At 38.7% G+C, this 26510-nt stretch carries 26 protein-coding genes; 6 read left to right on the top strand and 20 right to left on the bottom strand.

Features of this window, described 5'->3' with window-relative positions; all coding sequences use genetic code 11:
* Nucleotides 1–53 precede the first annotated feature (53 nt).
* Nucleotides 54–3389, bottom strand: a complete 3336-nt coding sequence (gene dnaE / locus ACERJO_RS10280) for a DNA polymerase III subunit alpha (protein WP_373647401.1) — start codon at nt 3387–3389, stop codon at nt 54–56.
* 178 nt (nt 3390–3567) lie between these two features.
* Here dnaE and ytrH point away from each other — a divergent pair, with 178 nt between their 5' ends.
* Together ytrH and ytrI are read left to right on the top strand one after the other, a co-directional pair.
* On the top strand, nt 3568–3915 hold the full coding sequence (gene ytrH / locus ACERJO_RS10275) for a sporulation membrane protein YtrH (RefSeq protein WP_247104728.1): 348 nt from the start codon (nt 3568–3570) through the stop codon (nt 3913–3915).
* 11 nt (nt 3916–3926) lie between these two features.
* Nucleotides 3927–4421, top strand: coding sequence for a sporulation membrane protein YtrI (ytrI, locus tag ACERJO_RS10270; RefSeq protein WP_373647400.1), 495 nt, complete (start codon nt 3927–3929; stop codon nt 4419–4421).
* 18 nt (nt 4422–4439) lie between these two features.
* On the opposite strand, the gene ACERJO_RS10265 is transcribed toward ytrI, so the two are convergent.
* Nucleotides 4440–5378 carry a DHH family phosphoesterase gene (locus ACERJO_RS10265; RefSeq protein WP_247104726.1) on the bottom strand — a complete coding sequence of 313 codons (939 nt, stop codon included), beginning with the start codon at nt 5376–5378 and terminating at the stop codon, nt 4440–4442.
* 109 nt (nt 5379–5487) lie between these two features.
* On the opposite strand from ACERJO_RS10265, the gene ACERJO_RS10260 reads away from it, so the two are divergent.
* The gene (locus tag ACERJO_RS10260) at nt 5488–5769 is read left to right on the top strand and encodes a YtpI family protein (protein ID WP_373647399.1); all 282 of its coding nucleotides are present in this window, start codon (nt 5488–5490) and stop codon (nt 5767–5769) included.
* Nucleotides 5770–5959: 190 nt separating this feature from the next.
* Here the strand turns inward: ACERJO_RS10260 and ACERJO_RS10255 are convergent, their stop codons facing one another.
* The 6 genes from ACERJO_RS10255 to ACERJO_RS10230 all read right to left on the bottom strand — a co-directional run bounded on the left by ACERJO_RS10255 (nt 5960) and on the right by ACERJO_RS10230 (nt 11629).
* Nucleotides 5960–7267, bottom strand: coding sequence for a DRTGG domain-containing protein (locus ACERJO_RS10255; protein ID WP_247104724.1), 1308 nt, complete (start codon nt 7265–7267; stop codon nt 5960–5962).
* Nucleotides 7268–7465: 198 nt separating this feature from the next.
* Nucleotides 7466–8149 (bottom strand): metal-dependent hydrolase, encoded by a 684-nt coding sequence (locus tag ACERJO_RS10250; protein ID WP_247104723.1) that lies wholly within the window; start codon nt 8147–8149, stop codon nt 7466–7468.
* 181 nt (nt 8150–8330) lie between these two features.
* Nucleotides 8331–8702 carry a YusW family protein gene (locus ACERJO_RS10245; RefSeq protein WP_247104722.1) on the bottom strand — a complete coding sequence of 124 codons (372 nt, stop codon included), beginning with the start codon at nt 8700–8702 and terminating at the stop codon, nt 8331–8333.
* Between the two features lie 116 nt (nt 8703–8818).
* Nucleotides 8819–8974: a hypothetical protein gene (locus ACERJO_RS10240; RefSeq protein ID WP_247104720.1), complete on the bottom strand. Its 156-nt coding sequence runs from the start codon at nt 8972–8974 to the stop codon at nt 8819–8821.
* Between the two features lie 55 nt (nt 8975–9029).
* The gene (gene argH / locus ACERJO_RS10235) at nt 9030–10418 is read right to left on the bottom strand and encodes an argininosuccinate lyase (RefSeq protein WP_373647398.1); all 1389 of its coding nucleotides are present in this window, start codon (nt 10416–10418) and stop codon (nt 9030–9032) included.
* Nucleotides 10418–11629 (bottom strand): argininosuccinate synthase, encoded by a 1212-nt coding sequence (locus tag ACERJO_RS10230; RefSeq protein ID WP_247104716.1) that lies wholly within the window; start codon nt 11627–11629, stop codon nt 10418–10420. Before ACERJO_RS10230 ends, argH begins: the two co-directional genes overlap by 1 nt.
* A 239-nt stretch (nt 11630–11868) precedes the next feature.
* On the opposite strand from ACERJO_RS10230, the gene ACERJO_RS10225 reads away from it, so the two are divergent.
* Nucleotides 11869–12165 (top strand): radical SAM protein, encoded by a 297-nt coding sequence (locus tag ACERJO_RS10225; RefSeq protein WP_247104795.1) that lies wholly within the window; start codon nt 11869–11871, stop codon nt 12163–12165.
* A gap of 80 nt (nt 12166–12245) precedes the next feature.
* On the opposite strand, the gene ACERJO_RS10220 is transcribed toward ACERJO_RS10225, so the two are convergent.
* From ACERJO_RS10220 to tpx, 5 genes are all read right to left on the bottom strand, one after another.
* On the bottom strand, nt 12246–13073 hold the full coding sequence (locus ACERJO_RS10220) for an EcsC family protein (protein WP_247104714.1): 828 nt from the start codon (nt 13071–13073) through the stop codon (nt 12246–12248).
* A gap of 7 nt (nt 13074–13080) precedes the next feature.
* Nucleotides 13081–14025 carry a 3'-5' exoribonuclease YhaM family protein gene (locus ACERJO_RS10215; RefSeq protein ID WP_247104712.1) on the bottom strand — a complete coding sequence of 315 codons (945 nt, stop codon included), beginning with the start codon at nt 14023–14025 and terminating at the stop codon, nt 13081–13083.
* A gap of 123 nt (nt 14026–14148) precedes the next feature.
* On the bottom strand, nt 14149–15336 hold the full coding sequence (locus tag ACERJO_RS10210; protein WP_247104711.1) for an acetate kinase: 1188 nt from the start codon (nt 15334–15336) through the stop codon (nt 14149–14151).
* A 241-nt stretch (nt 15337–15577) separates the two neighbouring features.
* On the bottom strand, nt 15578–16567 hold the full coding sequence (locus ACERJO_RS10205) for a class I SAM-dependent methyltransferase (RefSeq protein WP_247104710.1): 990 nt from the start codon (nt 16565–16567) through the stop codon (nt 15578–15580).
* 239 nt (nt 16568–16806) lie between these two features.
* Nucleotides 16807–17307: a thiol peroxidase gene (gene tpx / locus ACERJO_RS10200; RefSeq protein ID WP_247104709.1), complete on the bottom strand. Its 501-nt coding sequence runs from the start codon at nt 17305–17307 to the stop codon at nt 16807–16809.
* A 94-nt stretch (nt 17308–17401) separates the two neighbouring features.
* Here tpx and ACERJO_RS10195 point away from each other — a divergent pair, with 94 nt between their 5' ends.
* On the top strand, nt 17402–17713 hold the full coding sequence (locus ACERJO_RS10195) for a hypothetical protein (RefSeq protein ID WP_373647397.1): 312 nt from the start codon (nt 17402–17404) through the stop codon (nt 17711–17713).
* 46 nt (nt 17714–17759) lie between these two features.
* Here the strand turns inward: ACERJO_RS10195 and ytfJ are convergent, their stop codons facing one another.
* Both ytfJ and ACERJO_RS10185 read right to left on the bottom strand, forming a co-directional pair.
* The gene (gene ytfJ / locus ACERJO_RS10190) at nt 17760–18209 is read right to left on the bottom strand and encodes a GerW family sporulation protein (protein ID WP_247104708.1); all 450 of its coding nucleotides are present in this window, start codon (nt 18207–18209) and stop codon (nt 17760–17762) included.
* 15 nt (nt 18210–18224) lie between these two features.
* Nucleotides 18225–18884 carry a DUF2953 domain-containing protein gene (locus tag ACERJO_RS10185; RefSeq protein WP_247104707.1) on the bottom strand — a complete coding sequence of 220 codons (660 nt, stop codon included), beginning with the start codon at nt 18882–18884 and terminating at the stop codon, nt 18225–18227.
* Nucleotides 18885–19017: 133 nt separating this feature from the next.
* Between ACERJO_RS10185 and ACERJO_RS10180 the strand changes: the two genes are divergently transcribed.
* Nucleotides 19018–19809: an NAD kinase gene (locus ACERJO_RS10180; protein WP_373647396.1), complete on the top strand. Its 792-nt coding sequence runs from the start codon at nt 19018–19020 to the stop codon at nt 19807–19809.
* 66 nt (nt 19810–19875) lie between these two features.
* Here ACERJO_RS10180 and ACERJO_RS10175 read toward each other — a convergent pair whose 3' ends face one another.
* The 5 genes from ACERJO_RS10175 to ezrA form a co-directional block, all read right to left on the bottom strand.
* Nucleotides 19876–21477 (bottom strand): amidohydrolase, encoded by a 1602-nt coding sequence (locus ACERJO_RS10175; RefSeq protein ID WP_373647395.1) that lies wholly within the window; start codon nt 21475–21477, stop codon nt 19876–19878.
* Between the two features lie 225 nt (nt 21478–21702).
* Nucleotides 21703–21903, bottom strand: a complete 201-nt coding sequence (locus tag ACERJO_RS10170; protein WP_247104702.1) for an alpha/beta-type small acid-soluble spore protein — start codon at nt 21901–21903, stop codon at nt 21703–21705.
* A 101-nt stretch (nt 21904–22004) separates the two neighbouring features.
* Entirely contained in the window at nt 22005–23210 is a 1206-nt protein-coding gene (thiI, locus tag ACERJO_RS10165; RefSeq protein WP_373647394.1) for a tRNA uracil 4-sulfurtransferase ThiI, read from the bottom strand.
* Nucleotides 23207–24346, bottom strand: a complete 1140-nt coding sequence (locus ACERJO_RS10160) for a cysteine desulfurase family protein (RefSeq protein ID WP_373647393.1) — start codon at nt 24344–24346, stop codon at nt 23207–23209. The genes thiI and ACERJO_RS10160 overlap by 4 nt, the downstream gene beginning before the upstream one ends.
* Before the next feature lie 299 nt (nt 24347–24645).
* Complete coding sequence (ezrA, locus tag ACERJO_RS10155) at nt 24646–26331, bottom strand: septation ring formation regulator EzrA (RefSeq protein ID WP_373647392.1); 1686 nt, start codon at nt 26329–26331, stop codon at nt 24646–24648.
* Nucleotides 26332–26510 lie beyond the last annotated feature (179 nt).

Below are 26510 nucleotides of genomic sequence, written 5' to 3'. Positions count from 1 at the left end.
CTCGAAAAACTTCTCTAATTATATATAAACTTTTCTCATTAGCCAAGTAACAATTATGGACGAATCTTAACATTATCTTTACCTAACAGTTGATAAAGAGCATGAAGACAAGCATCTGAAGAGTTTACTAAGTATTCCTTCGACAAATATTTTGTTTGATTTGTTTTTTCATAATACAAAATAATCGGGATGTCTCCGGGATATTGTTTCATAATCCTTTTTAACTGGTTTAACCGTTCTGGATCAGCGTCATTCATAATTCGTAAATAAAGTCGCTGACTCGCTTTCTCCTTCAATGTAGTGACAGAATAAAGTCGTTCCACCACAAGTGATTTTCGTTGCTGAGAAAAGTCTGTTCTGCCTTCTAGTACGTACATCTCTCCTTCTATTAGTAAATCACGCACTTTTGACCAAACAAGCGGAAAGAAGGTTGCATTGATTGTTCCTGTTTCATCAACAACAGAAGCAAATGCCATAGCATCGCCCTTTTTTGTCCGAATTCGCTTAATCGATTCAACCTTCCCTGCTAGAATAACAGAGCCTACTTTCGTGAACGCTTCTATAATTGTCACTCGACCAATAGAAGCGAGTTTCTCACCATACTTCTCTAACGGGTGTCCAGATAAATAGAAGCCGAGCACTTCCTTTTCAAATTCCAATCGTTCATGCTCTGTAAATGGTTCTACCTGTTGGTAGAGTGGAGCTTCCATATCTAATGTAAACAGCCCTTCTGTCTCTTCTTGAAATTCCTTCACATTCTGAGCAAATTCAATTGAATCATCTACCGAAGCGAGTAATACGGCACGATCTTCATCCATATAATCCAAGGCGCCAGCTTTTATTAAAGATTCAAGCGCCTTCTTGGACAAGCTTGGATAAAGCTCAATCGTCAATTGAAACAAATCGTTTATCTTCTTTTTATTTCGAATAGTCATAATCTCTTTAGCAGCTTGAACACCAATATGAGAAATCGGTAATAAACCAAATCGAATCGATTGCTCTTCGATTGAAAATAACCACTCACTTTTTAACAAAGATGGTGGACGTATGTCTAAACCTTTTTCCCTGCTTTCCTGAATGAAGCTATACAATTTATCTTGTTGATTCCAAGCTGAAGACAGTAGAGCTGTATAGAAAGGTAACGGGTAATGTGCTTTCAAATAAGCAAGACGGTAGCTAATTAAACTATAGGCTACAGCATGACTTCTATTAAATCCATAATCAGCAAAACGTTCAATTAAGCTGAATACATTTGCCGCTACATCTTCTGAATAACCCTTTCTTACTGCCCCTTGAATAAACGTTATTCGTTGTTCTTCTAAATCATTCTTCTTCTTTTTACTAATCGCCCTTCTAAGTAGATCCGCTTCCGCTAGTGAAAAGCCTGCTAATATTGATGCCATTTGCATAATTTGTTCCTGATAGATAAGAACACCATATGTCTGTTCGAGTAACGGCTTTACATCTGAATGTGGGTACGTAACCTCTTCTTGCTTATATTTTCTTTTTATATACGTTTGTATATATTCCATTGGTCCCGGTCGATACAAAGCATTAACAGCAACAATATCTTCAAATTCAGTTGGCTGTAGCGATGATAATACCCGTCTCATGCCATTTGATTCTAACTGAAAAACCCCCGTTGTATCAGCATCACTTAATAGTTGAAAGGTTTTTCGGTCATTTAATGGAATTCGCTCGACATCAAGCCATGTTCCTGTTTGTTGTTCAATATAATAGACAATACGTTCAAGTAATGTTAAATTACGAAGTCCCAAAAAATCAAACTTCAACAAACCTAATTGCTCAACTACATCCATCGTTGCTTGGGTTAAAGAAACATTCGTTGTACCAGCTTGAAGAGCAAGTACATTTGTAAGTGGCTCAGCGCTTATGACAACACCAGCAGCATGAGTAGACGTATGTCGGGGCAGTCCTTCTAACTGTGTAGCAATTTCCCATAATCGCTTCGCCTCCACCGACTCTGCAAGCAGTGACTTTAATTTCTCACTACTTTCCCACGCTTTGTCCAATGTCATCCCTGGTGATACTGGTATTTCTTTCAATAGCTGATTCATCATATAAGCTTGTACACCTAATACTTTAGCGACATCACGTATGACCGCACGAGCCGCAAGCGTCCCAAATGTTAAAATATGTGCCACACGATCACGTCCATATTTTTTTTGTACATATTCAATAACCTCATCACGCCGATGATCGGGAAAGTCAATATCAATATCTGGCATTGAAACCCGCTCTGGGTTCAAGAATCGTTCGAACAATAAGTCGTATTGAAGCGGGTCAACATCTGTAATCTCTAATAGATATGCGACAAGCGAGCCTGCTGCTGATCCCCGACCAGGACCTGTCATCATCCCGTTTTCTTTTGCATAGCGCATGAAATCCCAAACGATTAAAAAGTAATCGCTATATCCCATCTCATAAATAACGGTAAGTTCTTTTTTTAATCGTTGTTCTATTGCTGCTGTTACATACTCATAACGTTGCTTACATCCTTGCAAACAAAGCTCCTCTAGCTGTTCATCTGCGCTTATACGATCTGTTGGATAGGTTGGTAATTGAATCTTATTCAACTCTATCTCGACATTACACATCTCAGCTAGCTGAGATGTGTTTTCTAAAGCTTTCTCCCAGCCCCGAAAGTCTGCCGCCATTTCACTAGGATCCTTTAAATAATAATGGCGTTCTTGCGTGAGTAGCTCTGTTTCCTCTAGTTTTTTCCCATCTCGAATCGCTCGTAACACATGATACGCATTGACATCAGATTTCTTTAAATAGTGACAAGGCTGTGCAGCTATTAAACGGATTCCTGTTTGATCTGAAATTTTCTGTAAATGTTCAAGATATTGATCATTCTGCCCTTCATTAGAATGGATCTCAATAAATGTATGACTAATCGCTCGTTTAGGAATCCATTCCTCTAACCAAATCATCGCCTTATTCCAATCACCATTTCGAACAGTATTAGTGATTGGACCATACTCAAAAGGTATGACGATGACCACATTCTCCATGGAGCTTGTGATCTCTTCTTTAGTTAAGAAGCGATCCTCTCTTTCTTTATGATGCCACCTTGAAGAAAGAAGCATTAATTGCTTATAGCCCTCATTGTTTTTCGCATATAATCTCATATTTTGAACCGAATCAGCTTGAACTTGAACCGATATGTCCAGTCCGATAATTGGTTTAATTCCTCGTTTTTTACATGCTTGATAGAAGGGAACAGCACCATACAAAACATTTTTATCTGTTAATGCTAGCTGTTTATAGCCTAATACGTGAGCATGCTGTATAAGCTCTTCAATTCGATTTGTTGAAGAAAGAAGACTATATTCACTTAATACGTGAATCGGTACAACTTCCATTGTTCATCCTCCCCCTCTATTGAATGCTTGTCATAACTTTCATTCAATCTGACTATATATAGAAATAAGCTTTGCCAGCAGAATAGAAAAGCTACTACGTTGAACACATGAACACAGTCTCATTTAACACATACCTTCAGCAAATTTTTCTTTGTTTAGAATCATTTATGTAGAAAGGATGAGCCATTTGCTAAATCGTGAGCTTCTCGCTACGTTAATTATTGATTTTTTCGTTGCCTTTGGTGTCATTATCGGTGGTGCACTAATTGGAGGAATCGGCGCATTCTTAATTGGTAAGCCACCACTCTCTGTCATTCATAATCTTGCAGGGAACTTAAAAATCTGGGCTATTGTTGCAGCTATAGGCGGTACATTTGACGCTATTTCAAGTATAGAGAGAGGGCTATTTGAAGGAATTCATGATGATATAGTCAAAACAGGCCTCATGATCTTTGCTGCATTATGCGGAGCTCAAACAGGTATAACCGTGATTCAATGGCTTGTTGGGGAGTCTGTTTCCTCATGAGAATCCCACCGTTGTATAAACGTACCACATTTCAACGTTTTCTCGCTGGATTCATAATCGGTGTCCTTTGTGGGTGGTTTTTTTTTCTATTTCAATATGGACAACTTTATAATGCATTAATGATCCAGCTTTCCGAACAACGCTCGACGATTATCACATTAGAAGCCCGAATTGCTGAGCTAAATAGTGAGCAAACCAAATTGAATGAAGAGAATCAAAAGAAATTGACGATTCAATCAATTGAGGTTGAGTTAAGTAATGCCCGTCGATTACGCTTGAACCAATTAACACAATTAGAGTTACGCACACAAATTATTGAAGAACTCCAACATTTAGAACGAGAAGACATTGAAACTGTTGCGAGTATGAAGGATTTAATGATTCGTGCCCTTGAAAATAAAGTATTTAACGTTGACGATAATGAATTCCAGGTTGATGTGCAAGAAATTTACCTTTTCACGACGCTAAGAATTGAACTTGCAATTATACCAGCAAGTAGCTCATGACCACTTCGAAATCACGAGCTACTTCTCGGCACCTGTTTTGCTAACACGAATAAGCTTTTCTATAATATCATCCGTTTCATCCCATGAAAATGCTGTTGCCCCAGAAGCTTTTGGATGCCCTCCACCATGATATTCAACTGCAATATCATTAATCGTCGGTCCCTTTGATCTTAACCTCACTCTAATTCGATCCTCTTCTTCAACAAAGAAAACCCATGTTTTTAAGCCTTCTACATCCGAGAATAGATTAACAAACTGTGAAGATTCATTTGACGTGACCTCAAATGAATCCAGAATGTCTTTTGTTAAATACATCGCACCAACACAGCCTTCGATCACTTTAAAGTTTTGCAAAATATACCCTTCTAGACGGAGCATTCGTAGATCTTTCTTATGTAGCTGTGAATAGAACTCATTCCGATCAAAAGGATACTCGAGCAAGACACTCGTTCTTCGTAACGTATCTGGTGTTGTATTATCAAAACGAAACCTCCCCGTATCACCAACAATCCCAGCATATAGTGATTCCGCTATCTCTTGATCAAACTCCCAATTGTACTGAAGCATCCATTCAACAATCATCTCACAAGTTGAGCTGTACGTTGGATCGACCCAATATACATCACCATAAGGCTCGTCATTAGGGTGATGGTCTATTTTTATTAAATAGGAGCCTTTCTTAAACCTCGAGTCAGAAATACGTTCAACATTCGCGGTATCACAAACGATGACAGCAGCACCTTCGTAAATGTCATCCTCCACTTTATCCATCTCACCTAAAAAGCGTAACGACTCTTCTTCTTCACCTACTGCATAAACGTTCTTTTTTGGGTATTGATTTTGAATCGCCTTTTTCAATCCTAACTGCGCTCCAATTGCATCTGGATCAGGACGAACATGACGGTGAAGAATGATCGTCTCGTGTTGCTCTATTTTTAATTTTATCTCATTATTCATTGAATTCTCCTCTCCTCATTTCGTTCACGCTTCCTTCACTAGCATCTTTCACTTGTTAACGTTACAATAGATGGCATAAGTGAATTTAATGTACATGCAGGAGGAACGAATGGAAAAACTATTTATTATTATCATTGTCTTATCAGTCGTATTTTTCCTTTACAATAGGATCAAAGCATGGCGCCAATCAGAACCACTTTTAAAACGTATTTATCAATCCAAATCCACATTAAGCCTTGGGATTTTCTTAGCAGCATTTGGTGCTAATTTGTTAATATCACCGCGGAACACCATCGATTGGGTTGTTGGGATTGTTTTCCTCATTTTCGGTATTGCTAATCTCATTTATGGCTTTCGAGCACGAAGCCATTACATCAATCAATTACCATAAGAAAAACGCTGCGCGTCTTTTCTTATGGTAACTTCACAGAAATACATACTTAACCGTTAAAGTTGGCAGCACACTTTAACGGTTTTTATTATAAAATAATGTACTTATACATTCATACTTGCTGTATCCACTTCCATGTCCTTTGATTTCAAAGTATAACTTTACCTATTATGCTCGCTAAAATAACCTGCTAATCGATCAGTTGAGCCATCATGAGGGCTTTTCCGACGATTTTCGTATCATGATAAAGCTCAACGTCAATCTTTCCATGCTTCCGACCCATCTCCAACACTTTCGGTTCGATTCGCAGTATACTTTCCATTTGTACGGGCTTTATGAAATATAATGTAATATTTTCAACGACTAAATCACCTTTTTTATATGTACGGAGTACTCTTCTTCCTATCTCTGTCACTAGAATCGTAAATACACCGTAAGATATTGATCCTAATTGATTCGTCATCTGTGGTGTTACTTCACAGGAAAATTGAAACCGCTCTTCTGTAGAACAATCTTGTAATCTTCTTGTGACAATTTCTTCAATCGTCTCACCTACATGTGGCTGTCTTTGAACCATTTGTAGAGCCTTTAATACATCCTGCCTACTCACAACACCGATAAGCTTCTTCGCTTGGTCAATAACTGGCAATAATTCGATCCCTTCCCATACTAATAAATGAGCAACAGTTGCAATTGATGTTCGTTCATTAACGGTAATCGGGTCAGTCGTCATCACTTTTTCAATTCTCGTATGAGAGTCAACCCCGACTACATCCTTCGCCGCAATCATCCCTTGTACCTTCATCGATTCATTAATAACCGGGTATCGACTATGTCCTGTTTCTTTATTTAAATGATCCCATCGTTTAACCGTATCATCCGTTTTCAAATAGTATGTATTGGCAAGTGGAATTAATATATCATCAACAAGTACAATTTCTTTCTTGATTAATTGATCATATATGGCTCGGTTAATCATCGCCGCCACCGTAAATGTGTCATAGCTCGTTGAAATAATAGGCAATTCCAGTTCATCTGCAAGTCTAATGACTTCATCACTTGTAGAAAAACCACCAGTGATTAATACGGCTGTTCCAGATTCAATCCCGACCTTATGAATTTCTTCACGATTCCCGACAATCAGTAAATTCCCGACCTCCATATACCTCATCATCGCATCGACCTTCATAGCACCTATAACAAATCGATTTAATGTTTTATGTAAGCCTCGTCTACCTCCAAGCACTTGCCCTTCAACAATGTTAACGACTTCTGCATACGTTAACCGTTCAATATTTTCTTTACGCTTTTTCTCAATCCGAATCGTCCCAACACGTTCGATTGTACTAACAATTCCTTGATTTTCGGCTTCTTTAATAGCTCGATACGCTGTTCCTTCACTAACGATTAGAGCCTTAGCAATTGAACGAACAGAAATCTTTTCACCTATTCGCAGTTTTGTAATATAATTAATAATTTGTTCGTGCTTCGTAGCCACTTTTTTCCTCCACTTTTAACGACCTCTACTATGTATAACCATCATAAGTATACGTGTTCTCTCCCATTCGAGCAAGAACACATATATGGATGGTCATCCTTTTTAAAGGCTTATCGGTTCACGATATTAGTGCTATGTTCGTTAAATCCCTTATTCTTCTTAAAAAAAGGTACCTCTCAAAAGAAGTACCAATTGCTCCTATAATTCGATTCCTTCACCAACTTTAAGAGCCAGCCCCTTCTTTCCTGATAAATGCTCAGCATACTCATTAGGATCTTGTTCAATAACCGGAAATGTATTGTAATGGATTGGAACAACTCGTTTCGCTTGCAGCCATTCTGCAGCCAACGTAGCATCTTCTGGCCCCATCGTGAAATTATCTCCAATCGGTAAAAATGCCAGATCAATCGTATTACGCTCCCCAATTAGCTTCATATCACTAAATAATGCAGTATCCCCAGCATGAAAAATCGTTTTTCCTTCAACCGTTAACAGAATTCCTGCTGGCATCCCTGTGTAAACTATTCTCTGATTATCTTCCTCGGTATAGGATGATCCGTGAAAGGCTTGTGTTAATTTAACTGTCCCGAATTCAAATGTATGCGCACCACCGATATGCATCGGGTGGCACTGTATACCTTTCCAACCTAGATATGTTGCTAATTCAAATGGGGCGATCACTAACGCATCATTCCTTTTTGCTAACTCGACTGTGTCACCTACATGGTCATTATGGCCGTGGGTTAATAGAATTACATCTACTTCGAGTGAGTCAGCATTTAAATCCGTTAAACCATTGCCAGTAATGAATGGATCAATAATAATTTTCGTTCTTTTTGTGTTAATAAAGACAACTGAATGTCCATGGTAGCTTACGTTCATCTTTACACACTCCTTCTTATAATCTTCTTAATCTTTATTCATTCGATATAAGAGGTTCAATTCCCTTTTATTGAATTATCAAAACGTATGAGTGTAAAGAGCACATAAAGGGAAGCCTTAAAGGAAAGGGCACTGGAAAAGTTAGAATTAAAACTTTTTCAGTGCCCTTCTTCCTTATTGCTCATTCCTCATTCCAAACCCAAGTAAACAACTGACCATCCTCATTCATATAGCGAATGTCTAACTTTGATAAACGAGGATATTCTGCTTTCATATTGTCCACGTACTCGTCAATTGATTGATTTTCACTTATCTGTAAAAGCGTCACAATTGCTTCCACCTGCTCCTTCGCTTCATTTCCCTTCATCACTTGTGAACCTTTTTCGAATTCATATTTTCTCGGACTGTCATATTCCCATTCATAATCTTGACCATCCACTATAGCTGATATGCGAAGAGAATAAGCACTCATCAATTCTGTTCCACTAGCTGCTACATCAGTTACTTTAAGTATGCTTAACATAACGACGAAAACGATCATAAGCTTTTTCATCTCATCACCTCTGCATTAGCATGAGGCAAATATTGGTATATTATACATTGATCTACGCAATTTTAAAAAGGCCAAAAGCAAGCACAGCAACAGCATGCTTACCTTAGACCTTTTTGTTATTTTTCACTTTTTTCATAGTGCTCGTACGTCTTATTTTCATCTAAGTGCCTTTGCTCATATGTACCACAACTATATGAGTCAAGCAACTGTTGATGGACAACGCGCTCGCCTTGTTGATCATACAAACCATTCGTTAACTTATGCTCCTTCACAGCCTAAATGCCTCCTCCTAGACTTCATATTACAAGCCTAGTATGGAGCAATAACCTATGATTTATGTGAATTCGCCAAAAGTTGCTCTGCCTTTTGTAAAGAGACACGCACTTGTTCAAATCCTGTTCCACCAGCGCTATTTCGGCGTGCAACAACAGTCTTTGGATTAAGCACTTCGTAAATATCTTTTTCAAAAAGCTCACTCGCATCTTCGTAATCAGAGAATGGTAAATCTAGAAGGAAGACACCTTTTTGAATCGCAACTAATACAAGCTTTCCAACGACTTCATGTGCCTGACGGAAAGGCATTCCTTTTGTTGCTAAGTAATCGGCTAGCTCGGTTGCATTAGAGAAGTCATGATGAACCGCCTTTTCCATCGTATCAACGTTCACCGTCATCGTCTCAATCATACCAGCAAAAATATTCAAAGAGCCTTTAACCGTTTCAACCGTATCAAACATTCCTTCTTTATCCTCTTGCATGTCTTTATTATACGCAAGAGGCAACCCTTTTAATGTCGTTAATAATGAAAACAAATGACCATACACTCTTCCTGTTTTCCCACGAATCAATTCTGCCATATCAGGATTCTTCTTCTGCGGCATAATGCTGCTTCCAGTTGCAAATGAATCATCCATTTCAATGAATTGGAACTCTTGTGTTGACCATAAAATAAGCTCTTCACAAAGACGTGATAAATGCATCATAATCATTGAGGACGCATTTAGAAATTCAACAATGAAGTCACGGTCACTAACAGCATCTAAACTATTGTGGTAAATATCGTCAAACCCTAATAATTCAGCAGAATAGTGACGATCAATCGGGAATGTCGTCCCTGCAAGCGCACCTGCACCAAGAGGTGACACGTTCACCCGCTTCAAGCTATCCTCCAAACGCCCATAATCCCTTTCAAGCATCCAGAAATAAGCAAGCAAATGGTGTGCAAACGAAACCGGTTGAGCACGCTGCAAATGCGTATAACCAGGAATCAATGTTTCTACATGCTCATTCGCTTGCGTGACAAGAGCTTGCTGTAGCTTCTTTAAGCCATCCATAATTTCGTTCGTTTGGTTACGCAAATAGAGATGCATATCCGTTGCCACTTGATCATTTCGACTACGACCTGTATGGAGCTTTCCACCGACAGGGCCAATTTCATCAATTAGATGCTTCTCTAAATTCAAATGGATATCTTCCTGTTGAACAGAAAACTCTAGTTCACCCATTGCCGCTTTTTCGCGAAGAGCTTGAAGGCCATTCTTAATTTGTTCAACCTCATCCTTTGGAAGAACGCCACATTTACCAAGCATCGTTACATGGGCAATACTTCCTTCTATGTCTTCATTCACTAATGCTTGATCAAAGCCGATCGATGCACCAAAGGCATCGACCCACTCCTCAGCTGTTTTCGTAAAGCGTCCACCCCAAAGCTTCGACACTATTGATTGACCTCCTTTTGCTCTTTATTGACTTTACTATTTACCTTCGTTGATAATCCCCATAATGAAATGAAACCAACTGCTGCACCGTGATCAAATTCATCGTCTGTTGAATACGTTGCAAGCTTCTCATTATATAAAGAATATGGTGATTTACGTCCTTCCACTATTGCATGCCCTTTAAATAATTTCACACGTACGACACCTGTTACTGTTTTTTGTGTTTCTAGTAAAAATGCTTGAAGCGCATCACGAATCGGCGAGAACCAAAGACCATTATAAATAACCTCTGATAATTTTTGTGATACAACTGGTTTAAAATGAGCAACTTCCTTGGTTAATGTAATATCTTCAAGCTCCTTATGTGCTTTAATCAAAGTCATCGCACCAGGACACTCATATACTTCACGCGATTTAATCCCAACTAGACGATTCTCCACATGATCAATACGTCCAACACCATGCTTACCAGCAATTTGATTTAATTCAAGAATTAAATCATCTAGTTGATAGTTCTTTCCATTAATAGAAACAGGCACACCTTGTTCAAAAGCAAGTTCTACATACTCTGCTTCATTTGGCGTATCCTCAATCGCTGCCGTTAGTTCATATGCTCCTTCTGGAGGAGTTGCCCAAGGATCCTCTAGAATTCCACACTCATTTGCACGTCCCCATAAGTTTTGGTCAACAGAGTATGGATTATCAAGATCAATAGGGATTGGCACATTATTCTTCTTCGCATATTCAATTTCCTCATCACGCGACCAACCCCACTCACGTACAGGAGCTAATACTTTCAAATCTGGGTTAAGAGCTTGGATTGACACTTCAAAACGAACTTGGTCATTCCCTTTTCCGGTACATCCATGTGCAACCGCTGAAGCACCCGTTTGCTCAGCAATTTCAACGAGTTTCTTTGAAATAAGCGGACGTGACAATGCTGAAACTAGTGGATATTTATCCTCATACATTGTATGAGCTTGTAGCGCTGGTAACACAAAATCTTCAGCAAATTCCTTCTTTGCATCAATTGAATATGATTCAATTGCACCAACATCAAGAGCTTTTTGCTTAACAAAATCTAAATCCTTTCCTTCACCTACATCTAAACCAACTGCAATCACATCATATCCTTGATCTGCTAACCATTTGATCGCAACTGACGTATCTAAACCACCCGAATAAGCTAATACTACTTTCTCTTTACTCATCTTCTCATTCCCCCAATGAATATTAATACTTAATATATTATTTTTATACATTGTTATTCAAAAAAAGAGTGCTTTTATTTAGCGCACTATTCATGCATAAATCTAACTGCATTTCTTATTAATATTCATTACTTTAACAGGCAGCGCTCAATTTGGCAAGTGTTTATTGCATCTTTTTTGAATGATTTTACTTTCAAATATAGCAATTTTCGATATAATCAATGTCAGAGGTGATCCAATTGCATGTGAAATTTATATACGATCTGCGGTTAGGGATAAGCGTCCCCCATATCGAACAAGAATGGGATACTCTAGATGAGCAGACGAAAGTAAACACTCTTAACAAATGGGAACAAATTCGTGGTACGATTCCGGACAGAGTCAAACAAATGGAAAATCAAATTCACTCTGTTCATGAGCACCTTTCAAATGAGGAAGATTTCGAGAAATCCTGCCGACTGAATGAAGAAATGGCTGAACTCGCTTCCATTATTAATGACCTCTGGATCCTATATAGACTAGCACCTTCCTTATAAATAAGAATCAGACAATGAGGCTAGGGCATAATAATGTCTCCTAGCCTAATGGACGAGAATGATTAGAATGTTCCCCTTTATTACGTCATACGATCAGAAGCTAGGTCTAATAGTCTTCTTTTCAAATAAAAATGTTGTCCAACCTCAATCACTTGTTTCGTTAACGTGTAATTCATTCCTGCTCCAACAACCATCCCGATTAATGGAACAAACTGTACAGTCTTTCGGCGTAGTATTGTAATGAGGAAGCTCTTTGCTAATTGAGGAGTAAATCGCTGTAACCATTCCTCTTGAATGATCGAATCGTCCCCTTCATAGAAAATCGCTTGTTGATGAGCAAGACTTTCCTCTAATAGCTTGTCCCATTCTGCCTTTTGATATTGTTTCGGTAATGTTGCCAAATGATAGAGCTTTAGCATAACGATCTGCTCCATTGGATGGCGACAATCATAGCCATATACAAATGCTAATTGCTGTAATGAACGCAATTGAATGGCCATCAGAGCAGGTAGATCAGCAGCAAGAAAGAAGAGACCACCTAAGCCTGTTATCCCTCCTTGACCTACCGACAAGAGCCTTTGTTTAGCCATAAGCTGATCAGCTAAGTAATTCGCTTGTTCAATTGAAAGTTGTCTTAATGCTTCCGCGCTTGAAATGGTAGGATGAAAGATCCTTGCATGCGTATAGACACGTTTCTTCGTGTCTTCAAATGAACGACTATGTAGCAAGCCTGCCTGAAGGTGAACAAGGCAATTATCTAATAAAGAAAGTACTTGTCGCTTTCTTTTCTGATTTAATGATTTTAGCCATTTTTCTTGCCACTGATTGTACAAAATTCCAAGATCTGATTGTTCTTTTTCAAAATAGCGTCTTTCCCATTGTTCAAGCTCATCCCAGTGATGTTCCAATGTCCATCTACTCCTTTTCTTTTTTAGTATACACACGTCTTTTAAACAGTGGAGAATACGTCCAGTCTTCAACTGATTGCTCCTTCAACATCGACATGTTATTTAATTGACTATTTAAATGTTTTAATGAAGAAAAGAAAATAGCTTCCTCTGTTTTAGGAGAAGCAGCACTTCCAAAACCTTGGCTCACTTCACCTAATTGACTTGCTATGCAATGCCTTACATGTGTGATATCTGAATGATCTAAGTCCAATCCGGCACTGTAGGCTGCCTGCGTGATCATGTCTAGGCTAACTGAAACATGACCGAAAAATTCACCTTCTGTTGATAGCTCTGGAGCTGTAGCATCTAAAAAGGATTTAGTCTTACCTATATCATGTAACAAACATGTCGTAATGACAACATCTTTATTTAAATTTGGATAGACCTGAAATAAATGCCAAGCACTCCTCGTTATTTCTACTACATGCTCAAGTAAGCCTGCATAATAGGCATGATGATACATTTTCGCAGCAGGCATCGTTGTAAAGCGTTCACGAAATGACTTCTGACCGAAGATGGTCTTAATCATTGTTCTAAGCACATCTGATTGTATTTCTTCCATATACAATCTCAATTCCTGCCACAATTCTTCTCGATCGACGCCATCTCGCGATAATAAGTCTGCAACCTTTACTTGATCTTCTTTCGTCACCAGACGCATTCGCTGAATTGATAATTGCTTCTGTCCGCGATACGAACCTACTGTCGCTTCTACCTTAACAACTGCATGCCGTTCAAATTGTTGAGCTTGTTCAGCAGTCAAATCCCAAAGAATAGCTTGTATTCGCTGAAGGTTCCGTTCCAATACGAAGGTTGCATAATCACTCCCATTTGCAGCATGCTTCACTTCTCTTTCACGAATATAAAAGAAATGAACAATAACCTCACCTTCATTCCAATTAGATATCATACTAACTCCCCCTTAAGTATGAATCAGCTTTTCCTTTCTATTGTATGTAAAAGTTTGCAAAGAAAGAAGGGGTTATATGAAGAGTATTCGTTAACTCTTCATATAACCCCTTATCGAACATGATTATTTTGCTAAACGAACCGTATCACGAGCAAGCATAACTTCTTCATTTGTTGGAATAATTAACACTTTAACCGGTGAGTGAGGATAATTCACAAACGCTTCTTGACCTCTCACTTGATTTAAAGCTGGGTCCCAATATACTCCCATAAACTCTAATCCTTTTAACACTTGCGCACGAATGACATCACTATTTTCACCAATTCCAGCTGTGAAAATAATCGCATCCACCCCACTCATTCGCGCAGCATACGAACCGATATATTTATGAATACGAGAAGTAAAAACATCTAAAGCTAATTGCGCACGAGCATTTCCTTCTTCCGCTTTATTCACAATATCACGTAAGTCGCTTGAAAAACCAGAAACTCCTAACAGCCCGCTTCGTTTGTTAAGTGTATCTAGCACTTGATTTGCATCTTGATTCGTTTTACCCATAATGTATGGAATAAGAGCAGGATCAATGTTCCCTGAACGAGTACCCATCGTTACTCCAGCAAGCGGAGTGAAGCCCATTGATGTATCGATCGACTTACCACCCTCAATCGCGGCAATACTCGCACCGTTTCCTAAGTGACAAGATAATAAACGTAGCTGTTCAATGGGTCTCCCTAACAACTCTGCTGCTCTATTAGAGACGTATTTATGAGAAGTTCCATGGAAGCCATATTTACGAATTCCATACTCTTTATAATATTCATATGGCAAGCTGTAAAGGTAAGAAGATTCAGGCATTGTTTGATGGAACGCCGTATCAAACACAGCAACCGCTGGCACATTTGGTAATACTTCTTTAAATGCTTTAATTCCGACAACATTGGCAGGATTGTGTAAGGGAGCAAGCTCAGAAACCTCTTCTATACCTTTTAAGACTTCATCTGTAATTAAAACGGAATCATTAAACTTCTCCCCTCCGTGGACGACACGGTGCCCAATACCATCAATCTCATTTAATGATTGTATAATTCCAAGTGACGTTAATTTATCTAATAGGATTTTGACCGCTTCAGCGTGATCAGGAATTTTTAATGTGTCTGATTGCTTCTCTTCATTTACTTCAATTGTAAATACTCCTTGGTCTAGCCCAATACGTTCAACTAACCCTTTTGTCACAACTTTTTCTTGTGGCATTGTTAACAGTTGGAATTTTAAAGAAGAACTCCCTGCATTAATTGCTAAGATGTTTGACATTCTTATAACCCGCTCCTTTGTAAATAGATCATCTTACATTTAAGCACCGAAACAAGCTTATTTCAAGTAAAAGTGTCGATTTCTCCCATATTCGAACAATTCAGAAATGAATACTCTTACAAAGAACATTCACATCGTTTTCATCATTCACTTACATCTACCTTGAGTAAACACTCCAGTACATTAGATTTTTTTACCTCTTAAAAAATAGCCTAACCTTTTTTTGAGGTCAGGCTTATGATTATAAGATTCCCAATTCGTCAGCAAACCATTTATTAATCCTCTGTATCATGTCTGCTAAGGCTTCCTTTTTCGAAAAAGATGGCAATTCGGCTAATAACGCTTGACTCGGTGATTTAGTTCCGTTTCCTTTCTTTTGAATTACGAAAATGCTTTTACCGAACTGTTCCGATGAAAACATCGATTGTGGTAATTGCAGCAAAGACAAAATGTGCGCATGCTTTTTTAAATACTCATGTAATGCCTTTGATTGCTCACTTTCAAATAAGAAGTTCGGCACTAAGAAAAGAAGAAATCCACCGTCTTTCACTTGGTTCAAGCCTTGTTCAATCATTAAATGATGGATATAAGAATGCCCTTCTCCCGCTTTTAGCTCATATTGACTGGCAACATCGTCTTTAGGATAATAACCAACAGGAAGATCCGTCACAACTAAATCGACTTTTGGGGTTGATAATCGTTCAACACTGTCTTGATGATATAGGTTGACTTCATGATGCTGTAAGTTTGCACCAATGTACGCTAATTTTAATAATGTCTCATCCACTTCAAAAGCTTGTGCACCCAAAGAGACTTTCGATTGATTCAAAAGCGTATACAATAAATTACCAGATCCTACAGCCAAATCAAGAACCGTAGCCTGCTGCTTTTCTCCAAGCAACTTTTGAAATAAATAATGGACAAATAAACTTACTGCCTCAGGTGTCATGGAATGATGTGGCTGCACCGCACCTTTCATCCCCTTCAATACAGCGAGCTGAAGCGCCTTCCTTACGTCCTCGCGTTCATACTCTAATTCAGCTACATTATTTAACAGCCGTTTTAATATTGCTTGATCATCATCTGATATCTGTTGTACAATTTGATGTTGAAATAAATTCTCTCCTGCTTCTGCTAACCCTTCTAAATAAGTGTTCAGGCCATTTTTCTCTAAATAAAGTGCACACTTGTCAAAGTAATCATATAATTGTTCTACTACCATAGCATTCATCCCTACGTCTTTTCATTTCTTTTCAACCTTGTTACAGTTATCCAACGAATAAATTTATTTATCGTCTCCTAAGCATTGAGAAAGAGGCTGGGCAAAAAGTGTTTTCCTAAATGGAAATCCGAACAAATACACAGGCGTGCAAATAAAACGTTACTGAAATACACTTTGCACATTGTTCAGATTCTCAGCTAAACACTTTCGTTATGTCCCAGCCTCTTCTTCTCTGCCAATCAATTCTTTTATTTTGCTGCTTTAGCAGCTTCAATTGCTGCTTCATAATCCGGATGGTTTGTTGCTTCAGAAACATACTCTGCATATACAACCGTATCAGATGAATCAATAACAAACACCGATCTTGCTAGCAATCGAAGTTCTTCAATCGCTACACCATAAGCTTGTCCAAAAGAAAGATCGCGATGATCAGATAACGTTTGTACATTTTCAATTCCTGCTGCTGCGCACCAACGTTTTTGTGCAAATGGAAGATCAACACTTACCGTTAATACGTTCACATTATCTAACGAAGCTGCTTCTTCATTAAAACGGCGAGTTTGTTGATCACATACACCCGTATCAATTGACGGAACGACACTAATCAATCTAACAGTTCCTTTAGAATCAGCTAATGATACTTCAGATAAATCATTTGCTAGCACCTTAAAATCTGGAGCCTTTTCCCCAACCTTTACTTCAGTGCCGAGCAGTGTAACTGGATTATTCTTAAACGTAATTTCTGCCATCATTCATCCTCCTCATAATTTATGTCACATCAATGCTATTGTACATGACCACCCTTAATATGGCAATTAATATGGACGACGAAGAGGTTTTTGAATGACGACACAGACAGAAAGCTACTTCAACTACTCAGAGTACACTGAAAAAGTACAAATCACGAGGTCACTGAAAAAGTCCTTTCTAGTAACTCAAGGAAGAGTAATGGCTCCGCTCGTTGCGCGCCTTGCTATGAGAAACCTCCTCATTGCAAGGCTTTCAAAATCGGGCAACGGCTACGCACATTACTTCAAAGCCACTGAAAAAGTTAAAACCAAACTTTTTCAGTGGCCTCCAAATCACCTTTTTCTGTACTTGATTTTTACTATCAATCGCTTCACTCGTTGCTTAAAAGGGCACCGAAAAAGTTAAAAACCAAACTTTTTCGGTGCCCTTGCTTCTCGGAGTAGCTTTTTACCTACATAGTTGTATTTGGGGGTGGGGGTGGCGGCGGGTTCCCTGCTACATACGGATTGCCTTTTTTCTGGTCAGATTGCCCAATCATCTCTTGAATTTTATCAACAACTTGTGGTGCAAAATCGAGAAGTTTTTCGTATAAATGAGTATTGCTATCAAGATGAACCATCTTCACACCTTTGCTATTCACAACAAGAAACGCAATTGGTGTAATGGACACCCCACCACCGCTTCCTCCTCCGAAAGGATGTTTATGTTCTTCATCATGATGATGATCAATGATAAACTCACTACCACCTGCTGCAAAACCAAATCCAACCTTCGACACAGGCATGATGACACTACCATCCGGAGTTTCAACAGGATCTCCTACGATCGTATTTACGTCTACCATTTCCTTTAGATTTTCCATTGCCGTTTTCATTAAACCTTGAATCGGATGATCTCCCAACGTAATACCTCCCTATTAAATATTTTCCTCAACCGACTGAGCTTTCTGATTAGACGGTTTTCTTCGCCAATGCTTAACTAACATTAGGCCTGCAAGGATAGCTTGCCCGAGACGAAACGAAATCATGCAGGAAAGCTTCGTATGAGAATAAAATATTTGATAACGTGGCTCTACTGTCATTTGAGGAGTATCCTCAAGTCGAGTATAATGTGAGACCATTCCAAAAATAACACTCTTCAAGGCCCATACAGCACCAGCTAGTTGAGCTGTATGGGCCGCATCTTGGATACCAAGTGCTGAGTGCCATTTCAACTGTTTGACACGCACCTTTTTTAAAAAGCGACGGACAATCTTATGCAAACCAACAACATGCTGCAAAAAATCACGAAATAGACGTAAGTCTTCAATAAGCTTTTTAGGCGTCAAAACATCTTTTTTCTCCTTCTGATTCATTGCAACCTTTTGCTTTTCTTCTACTTCTAAGGATAGTGTCTCCACATTGAATTTAATCACTGGAGCTGAAAATGAGTATACTTTCATCCACCATATATAGACAGTTACCTCAAGCTGATCATCATCCATTTCATGATAGTAGTGAATTTGAATCTTCAATTTCAATAAAAGTAGCAACACGAACAGAATGATACATCCCCCAAGTATATAAACCCAAACCACTAAGAACCCCCTTCTTTCCTCATGTTTCCATCTAGTTTCACCTTAATTAGCCATCAATAAACGTGACACATTGTCATGAACCGTTCCATGATTTAAACTAGAATCAACTAAACGATGAAGAAAGGACGATTTGATGCAGAAAATTTACCTTTTTTATAAGAAGACAAGTGAAATGGATACATACTCTAAGCTTTTTCGATCTAAAGCGAAAGAACGTAATATCCCCATTGTTGATCATCTAGAAGATGCTACATTTATCGCGAGTATTGGAGGAGACAACGCTTTCCTCCAAGCAGCACAAAAGACCAACTTTAGCCCGCAACATACGTATATCGGGATTACTCCTGATCCAACAACAGGCTTTTATACCGATTTCACGATGAATGATCTCGATCTCGCCTTTCAAATGATGACAAATGAACATCAATCCATTCGAAGCAATCCGATTTTACAAGTTATTATCAATGACGAAACTCCATTTTATTGCTTAAATGAATGTACAATCCGTTCTAATGTCATTAAAACCTTTGTCTTAGATGTCTATATTGATCAGTTTCATTTTGAAACCTTCCGTGGTGATGGAATGATTATATCAACCCCATCTGGAAGCACAGGATACAGTAAATCTGTTAGGGGGGCAATTATTGACCCTACTTTATCGTCGATCCAAGTAAGCGAGATCGCCTCACTCAATAACAACCATTATCGTACGTTGGGGACGTCGTTTGTACTTAATGCAGATCGTATACTCACTCTAAAAGTCATCCAAGATGGGAACGATCATCCGATTATTGGTGTTGACAACGAGGCATTAAGCATTCGTCACGCTAAAGAAGTCTCACTCTCACTCGCTGACCATCAAATTCACATTCTTCAAAAGGATAATTATCATTTTTGGCGCAACGTTCAGCAAAATTTTTTCTAAAAAAACACGGCAGCGAAGGCCACAGCAAAGGTCTAAAACGAATGATAACCGTTTTAGACCTTATCATCAAGAAGGCTCATGATGAACATACATGACTGTATTATCAACTACCGTCATCAAAACGGTCGTCGATAAGATTTCATCAGGAGCAATATGAAATAGATCCTGATCTAATACCGTGAAATCAGCGCTATACCCTTCAGCAATGAATCCTCGACTATGTTCTTTCCCGATAGCATAAGCACTGCCCTTCGTAAATAATTGGATCGCTTCAAAAGGTGATAATTTTTCATGTGGCAAATAGCCTTCATGCGTTTCACCACGATTTCGTCTAGTCACTGCTGCATGAATACCTAATAAAGGATCAATCGGTTCAATTGGTGCATCAGAGCCACCTGCACACGCTAATCCAGCATCGAGCAATGTTTTCCATGCAAATGAGTAAGCCATTCGATTCTGTCCAAGTCTCTCTATGACCCAAGGGAAATCTGAAATAACAAACCGTGGTTGTATATCTAACGCTACGGGTAATGATTGCATTCGCTCAATTAATGATTCGCTAGCAACTTGCACATGAATCAGTCGATCTCTACCTTGATTAAGTGGATATTGTTCGATTACATCTAATGCCATCTCCAATGCCCCATCGCCAATTGTATGGATCGCAACAGGTTGCGAACATTCTCTAGCTAATTGAACGATCTTTTTTAGTGAATGCTCTGAATGAATCGCAACACCAGAAGTCGACGGATCATCTGAATATGGCTTCTTTAAGAGAGCGGTGCGTCCACCTAGTGCTCCATCAGCAAATAATTTTACTGCACCTAACTCGATAAAAGGAGTCAGCTCTCCAAACGAATACTGCTTCTGCTTCATTTCATCTAGCGCCTCATGATGTACGAGTAAATGCGCGCGAAACTTCCTTCGATGCCCATCTATCACATTCATAAATTGGCTTAATGTTTTCTCAAAGCCACCATAGTAAGCTAAATCCTCTGTATGTCCTCCAACAATTCCTTTGCTTAACAAATCGTCTACCGCTAGCTCCAATGCTTGGCGAATATAAGCTTCACTTACTTCCGGTATGACATCCTTCACAAGCTCAGTTGCTGCATCTAACAAATACCCTGTCGGTTCCCCTTTATGATCTCGGACGATCACTCCTCCTTCAGGATCATTCGTTTCTAAATGTATCCCCGCTAATTCTAGCGCTCGACTATTCACTAGCGCTGCATGACGACAAATTCTTGTTATATAGAGAGGGTGATCAGGGCAAATCTCATCAAGCTCATCACGATGTAAAATATTGCGATCAACAAAATGATTCTCATTCCATCCTTCAGCTAATAGCCATTCTCCCTCATGTAATGTTGTAGCTTTATCTTTTAATAGCCGCTTTATTTCTTGAGCAGAGGTAACATTTGATAAATCCAAGCGGATCTTCGTTTCACCGTGTCCAATCATATGTAAGTGACTATCAACAAAACCTGGATAAACATAGCCGTTATTAACATCTTTCACTTCTTCCAACTCATCTTTAAATGCACGCTCTAGTTCACGTCTTGAACCTAACGCCACAACGATCCCGTTTTCTACAAAAACCGCTTCAATCGCTTGACCTTCTTCCTTCATTGTATAGAAAGTACCATTACACCATAACGTACCCACCTCAATCACTCCTCCTATTTTCTCTATATCGTGACAGAACCAATCAAAACTTGCAATTTAGAAGCGCTATACGAATAAATAGAGCTCTTTAAGATCGTACAAATCAGCTACTTCCTATATTCTTTATGAAAATAGATTTTTTCAGTGGTCACAATCTGAAAAGAGTCGCCCTCTAAGGAGAACATTCCTTAAAGCAGCGACTTCTTCAATCCATCATTTATTTAATTACCGTTGACCACCCATTTGTTGTTCCGCCATCTGAACAAGACGCTTAGTGATTTCACCACCTACAGAACCATTCGCACGTGAAGTTGCATCAGGTCCAAGTTGAACGCCAAATTCAGAAGCAATTTCAAACTTCATTTGATCTAGTGCTTGTTGTACACCAGGTACGACAAGTTGGTTTGAGCTGTTATTATTAGCCATGTCTCTCACCTCCTTTGTACTCATAGAATGAGTCTGAAGGATGAAAAACATGCACACTCATTGTTGGTAATTGTTGAGAGTAACAAATAGAATACAATCACTTAAAATAATAAATCCATTGTCTTTTGATCTCTCATTTTTTCACTTATGACTATTTTCTCCGTACGATTAACAGCGTCTGCAACATAGTGGTCTATATGGACATATTGCTCAAATTTATGTGCCTGATCACGTCTTGGCTTTGTTTTAGGATCATCCGATAAGAAGATCGTACAGCAATCCTCATATGGCAAAATGGAAATATCATAAGTACCAATCTTTTTTGCGATATCCATCACTTCTAATTTATCCATCGTAATGAGTGGGCGTAATACTGGCAAATTAGTCACTTCATTGATCGTATGAATACTATGCAACGTTTGACTTGCAACTTGACCTAAGCTCTCCCCTGTCGCAATTGCTAATATTTGTTCGTTATTGGCAATTTGTTCGCTAATACGTAGCATCACTCGACGCATAATGGTCATTTGGAAATTACTCGGTACTTCCGCTCTAATATGTTTTTGCACCTCTGTAAAAGGGACAAGATGAATGGTTATATCACCCCCAAATTTCGTTAACGTCCGAGCTAAATCCAATACTTTTTGCTTCGCTCTTTCGTTCGTATAAGGAGGACTATGAAAATGAACAGCCTCTAGCTTCGCTCCACGCTTCATCGTTAAGTATCCTGCAACAGGACTATCGATGCCACCAGATAGCATCATAAGCACCTTCCCACTCGTTCCAACTGGCAAACCACCAGCACCAGGGAATGAACCCGCTGTAATAAAAGTTGCTTGTTCCCGAACCTCCACATTAATATTTAAATCAGGGTTATGAACGTCTACCGTTAAATCTTCTGTTTGTGATAAGACAAAGCCACCAACTTTCTGATTCAATTCCTGAGAGGAGACAGGAAATGATTTATAAGCTCGTCTCGCAGAAATTTTAAACGTCTTTGTTGTTTCTTGATGCTCATGAAAGACATGAAGGGCTCCTTCTTGTATAGCATTCACATCATTTTCTACTTTCAACGCTAGACTAAAGGAATGAATACCAAAGATCGTCTTTAATTTTTCAATAACTGGTTCATGCTCCTGACCATTTAAATGAACAATAATACGGCCAAAAGTTCGTTTCACCTTAACATCTTCAAACGTTCCCATTACACTTCGAATATTTTGAACTAATTGTTTCTCAAAAGAGGAACGGTTCTTCCCTCTTAAAGCGAGTTCTCCAAAGCGAACCAAAATATGATTATATATCATGATTGAGCTACCTCCATAAGTTCAGGAATTAACTGTCGAAATTCCATTAAAAATCGATCTAATTCTTCTTTCGTCGTTTGAACAGAAAGACTTATTCGAATCGCACTTACTGTTCTCTCATTCGTTAAGCCCATTGACTTCAGCACATGACTAGGCTCACTTTCCTTCGAAGAGCATGCCGACTTCGTTGATACATAAATGTCTTTTTCAGCTAACGCTTGTACGACCACTTCTGGCTTAATTCGAGGTAGCGACACATTGATAATATGTGGTGCTCCTTCAAGTGGACTATTTAATATAACAGCTTCAATTTTTTTCAATTCATTAATAACATAGCCTCTAAGTGATTGAAGTCGTTTCAACTCACTGCATCTCTCCCCCATAAGTCGTAAAGCCTTGGCTAAGGCTACCGCTCCAGCTACATTTTCCGTTCCCGTTCGAACGTTAAATTCTTGATTTCCTCCATGCTGTAAAGGAGAAATATTCGTTCCTTTTCGCTTGTAGAGAAAGCCAGTTCCCTTTAAACCATGAATTTTGTGCGCTGAGCCTGTGCAAAGGTCAATATGTGCATCATTTAATGAGAGCGGGACTTTCGACAAGCCTTGAACGTGATCAACGTGAAACATCACATTTGGCCAAGCTATTAAACGTTTACCGATATCTTCAACTGGTTGAATGGCACCTATTTCATTATTAACATGGTGAATCGAGACGACAACTGTATCCGTACGAATGGCTGCCATGACAGACTCCACTGAAACAAATCCTCTTGAATCAAGATCAATATATGTAACCTCAAATCCTTCCGCCTCTAATGATTGACACGTTGCTAACACAGACGCATGCTCAGCTGCTGTCGTCACGATATGCTTCCCGCGATGTTTTCTTGCCTTTGCAGCGCCTTTAATCGCTAAATTATTTCCTTCAGTCCCACCCGATGTAAAGATGATCTCCTTCGATGAAACACTTAAATAAGTGGCTACTCGATTACGAGCCTCATTCAATAACCTTTCAGCTTCTACCCCTAACGTATGAAGAGAAGAAGGGTTTCCAAAGAAACCGAGAGATGCCTTCATATATGTTTCAACAACTGATGGATCTGGTCGAGTTGTTGCGCTATTATCTAAATAAATCATCATTTTCACCTCTTAAACCTGTCGACATTTCACTATGTTAGCATAGGTTTAGAAACTTAGACTAGTCTATTGTCCCCTTTTTATATATTGAAAACCCCGTACATCTATATTTTCCTTCATTCCTACCATGTAACGGACGAGGTCTTCGTACCCACGAAGCGCTACATACATCCTTTTCTTACTTCTCTTCTAAGAAGGAAAAGTTAATTTGCAGGGTACCTATCCATACTTATACCACAAAGAAAAAGATGCCTCACATAAGAGAATTGTGGGCACCTTTTCTTTATCCTTCTTAGGTATTAAGCGGAAATATGTTCTTCAACAATTGTGACAACATTAGGCTCAAACTCTTCTACAGCATGTACAGCACAATCAAGAGCCTCTTTATACTGAAATTGTCTAAACAATTGCTCAGCTTCAATTAATTGACTCTGAATATTGTCTGAGCGACTTCTAAATCGATTTCCATATTGGATCACTCGTTCACTTAACTGTGCTAAATAGACAAGATCATGCACTTCATTATGAGTCTCATCAATTAATTCATCGGCTTCCGATACGAGTTGATTCACGTTCTCTAGTTCAAGAGGAATTTGATCTAATAACGCAAATGATTCAAGAAGTTTCTGTTCAGCTAATTCTAATTTCTCAAGGTAAACAGTAGGTAACCCTGGAATATTGCTTCTCTGTATCAATCGTTTCGTATCAAAGAGCATGGCCCTTAAAGAAATCAAACGCTCTTTAGACTGGTTTTCTTCCTCTCTCATAGAGAACATCGTTTCTTTTTCTTCCATAATTTCGTTTAATGCTTGCTCGATATCCTGTAACCAATCCTGTATTAATTCTCTAATAGAAGTAAAGCTTTGCTTTTTGTTTTCAATTAAATCAATAATGACAACGAGCTGGCTCGATAAATCCTCAATTCGTTTTTGCATTTCTTTTTGCTGATTCAGTCGTTCAATTGAGATTAGGTAGCTTTCTTGAATCGCTATCGTTTCACTCAGAAGAGCTTCTACTTCTTTTTCACCTTTTTCAATGACTGTTTCCAAATCGGCCATTTTATTATAGACGATCGTCTTTGATTCCACTTCATATTCTAAAATTGAATATAGCTCTTCAAGCCTTTTTACTTCTTCCTTCACCGCTTCTTCAACTTCATTAAACTCCAATGTCACAACGCGTTCTCTTAACTCCTGTATTCGCTTTTCTATTTCTTCTAATTTTTTTGGAATGGCAAACGACTCCAATTGATAGCCGTCCTTTTTCATATCCTCGATTCCTTTTCGTATTTCTTTAATCTCTCCAGGCAATACGACGTCGACCTGTACAAGAAGCTTAGGAAACTCTGCCATAAGCTCCTCGAGAGTTTGCGTTAACTGCGCTGCGTCGGTTAAATGCTCACGCGCCTCTAAATAACTTCCATTTCCAGTTGCTTCTTCAAACGTCGTCAGCTCATCATTAATTCCCTGTAACCGTTCATGAAAGAGCGGATATGCTTCTGCCAGTGTCCCTTTTTTTTCAGAAAGGTTATGTTCTAACGTTTCGTATTTCTCTTGAATCGAAGCTATTTCTGTTCGATTTTGCTCCTCGCTCTCAATTAGCTTTTGAATATCGGCAAGCATCACCTTTAATTGCTCCTCGATTCCTGATAACCGATTTTCTGTCATCACTAATAATTGCTTAGCTTTATTATATCGATTTTTCGCAGCATATTCTTCAATATCGAACAGCTTCTCTTCAATATCAGGTAAGATGACGCCAACGATGTCATCCCACTCCATTCTCCACGTTTCAAACTTCTCCTCCGTCTCTCCAGCCATCGTCAATTTTTTTACTTTTCCGATTTCATCTGGGATCGACCGATGTAAAATATCATTTTTCCAACTCTCTAATTTATCAACTCGCTTATAAACTCGCTTTTTCATATAAGAGCTTCCTACAAACAATAATACCAAAATAATAAGAGCCAAATAAATTAAGTTCATACAAGACTCCTTCCATTACGACCAACGTCTAGTTTCTAAATTTATTTTTAATTTCCAAAAATATCATATGTAAATTTCAAAATGGAACCAGTTAAAGGTCTCCTCATTTTACTTCCATTATGATACCATGAAATTGCTAATTTTGTCCCATAATTTTAGACTCTATCTTTATGAGAGGT

It is taken from the genome of Halalkalibacter sp. AB-rgal2 (assembly GCF_041821005.1).
GTDB lineage: Bacteria > Bacillota > Bacilli > Bacillales > Bacillaceae_D > Halalkalibacter.
Note: the sequence above shows the minus strand (reverse complement) of the source record. Positions and strands in the feature narration are given on the sequence as shown.

Excerpts from the sequence above, each read along its gene's own strand:
- dnaE (WP_373647401.1), bottom strand. The coding sequence starts at position 3,389 with ATGGAAGTTGTACCGATTCACGTATTAAGTGAATATAGTCTTCTTTCT.
- ytrH (WP_247104728.1), top strand. The coding sequence starts at position 3,568 with ATGAGCCATTTGCTAAATCGTGAGCTTCTCGCTACGTTAATTATTGAT.
- ACERJO_RS10265 (WP_247104726.1), bottom strand. The coding sequence starts at position 5,378 with ATGAATAATGAGATAAAATTAAAAATAGAGCAACACGAGACGATCATT.
- ACERJO_RS10260 (WP_373647399.1), top strand. The coding sequence starts at position 5,488 with ATGGAAAAACTATTTATTATTATCATTGTCTTATCAGTCGTATTTTTC.
- ACERJO_RS10250 (WP_247104723.1), bottom strand. The coding sequence starts at position 8,149 with ATGAACGTAAGCTACCATGGACATTCAGTTGTCTTTATTAACACAAAA.
- ACERJO_RS10245 (WP_247104722.1), bottom strand. The coding sequence starts at position 8,702 with ATGAAAAAGCTTATGATCGTTTTCGTCGTTATGTTAAGCATACTTAAA.
- ACERJO_RS10230 (WP_247104716.1), bottom strand. The coding sequence starts at position 11,629 with ATGAGTAAAGAGAAAGTAGTATTAGCTTATTCGGGTGGTTTAGATACG.
- ACERJO_RS10215 (WP_247104712.1), bottom strand. The coding sequence starts at position 14,025 with ATGATATCTAATTGGAATGAAGGTGAGGTTATTGTTCATTTCTTTTAT.
- ACERJO_RS10210 (WP_247104711.1), bottom strand. The coding sequence starts at position 15,336 with ATGTCAAACATCTTAGCAATTAATGCAGGGAGTTCTTCTTTAAAATTC.
- ACERJO_RS10205 (WP_247104710.1), bottom strand. The coding sequence starts at position 16,567 with ATGAATGCTATGGTAGTAGAACAATTATATGATTACTTTGACAAGTGT.
- tpx (WP_247104709.1), bottom strand. The coding sequence starts at position 17,307 with ATGGCAGAAATTACGTTTAAGAATAATCCAGTTACACTGCTCGGCACT.
- ACERJO_RS10195 (WP_373647397.1), top strand. The coding sequence starts at position 17,402 with ATGACGACACAGACAGAAAGCTACTTCAACTACTCAGAGTACACTGAA.
- ACERJO_RS10180 (WP_373647396.1), top strand. The coding sequence starts at position 19,018 with ATGCAGAAAATTTACCTTTTTTATAAGAAGACAAGTGAAATGGATACA.
- ACERJO_RS10170 (WP_247104702.1), bottom strand. The coding sequence starts at position 21,903 with ATGGCTAATAATAACAGCTCAAACCAACTTGTCGTACCTGGTGTACAA.
- thiI (WP_373647394.1), bottom strand. The coding sequence starts at position 23,210 with ATGATATATAATCATATTTTGGTTCGCTTTGGAGAACTCGCTTTAAGA.
- ACERJO_RS10160 (WP_373647393.1), bottom strand. The coding sequence starts at position 24,346 with ATGATTTATTTAGATAATAGCGCAACAACTCGACCAGATCCATCAGTT.
- ezrA (WP_373647392.1), bottom strand. The coding sequence starts at position 26,331 with ATGAACTTAATTTATTTGGCTCTTATTATTTTGGTATTATTGTTTGTA.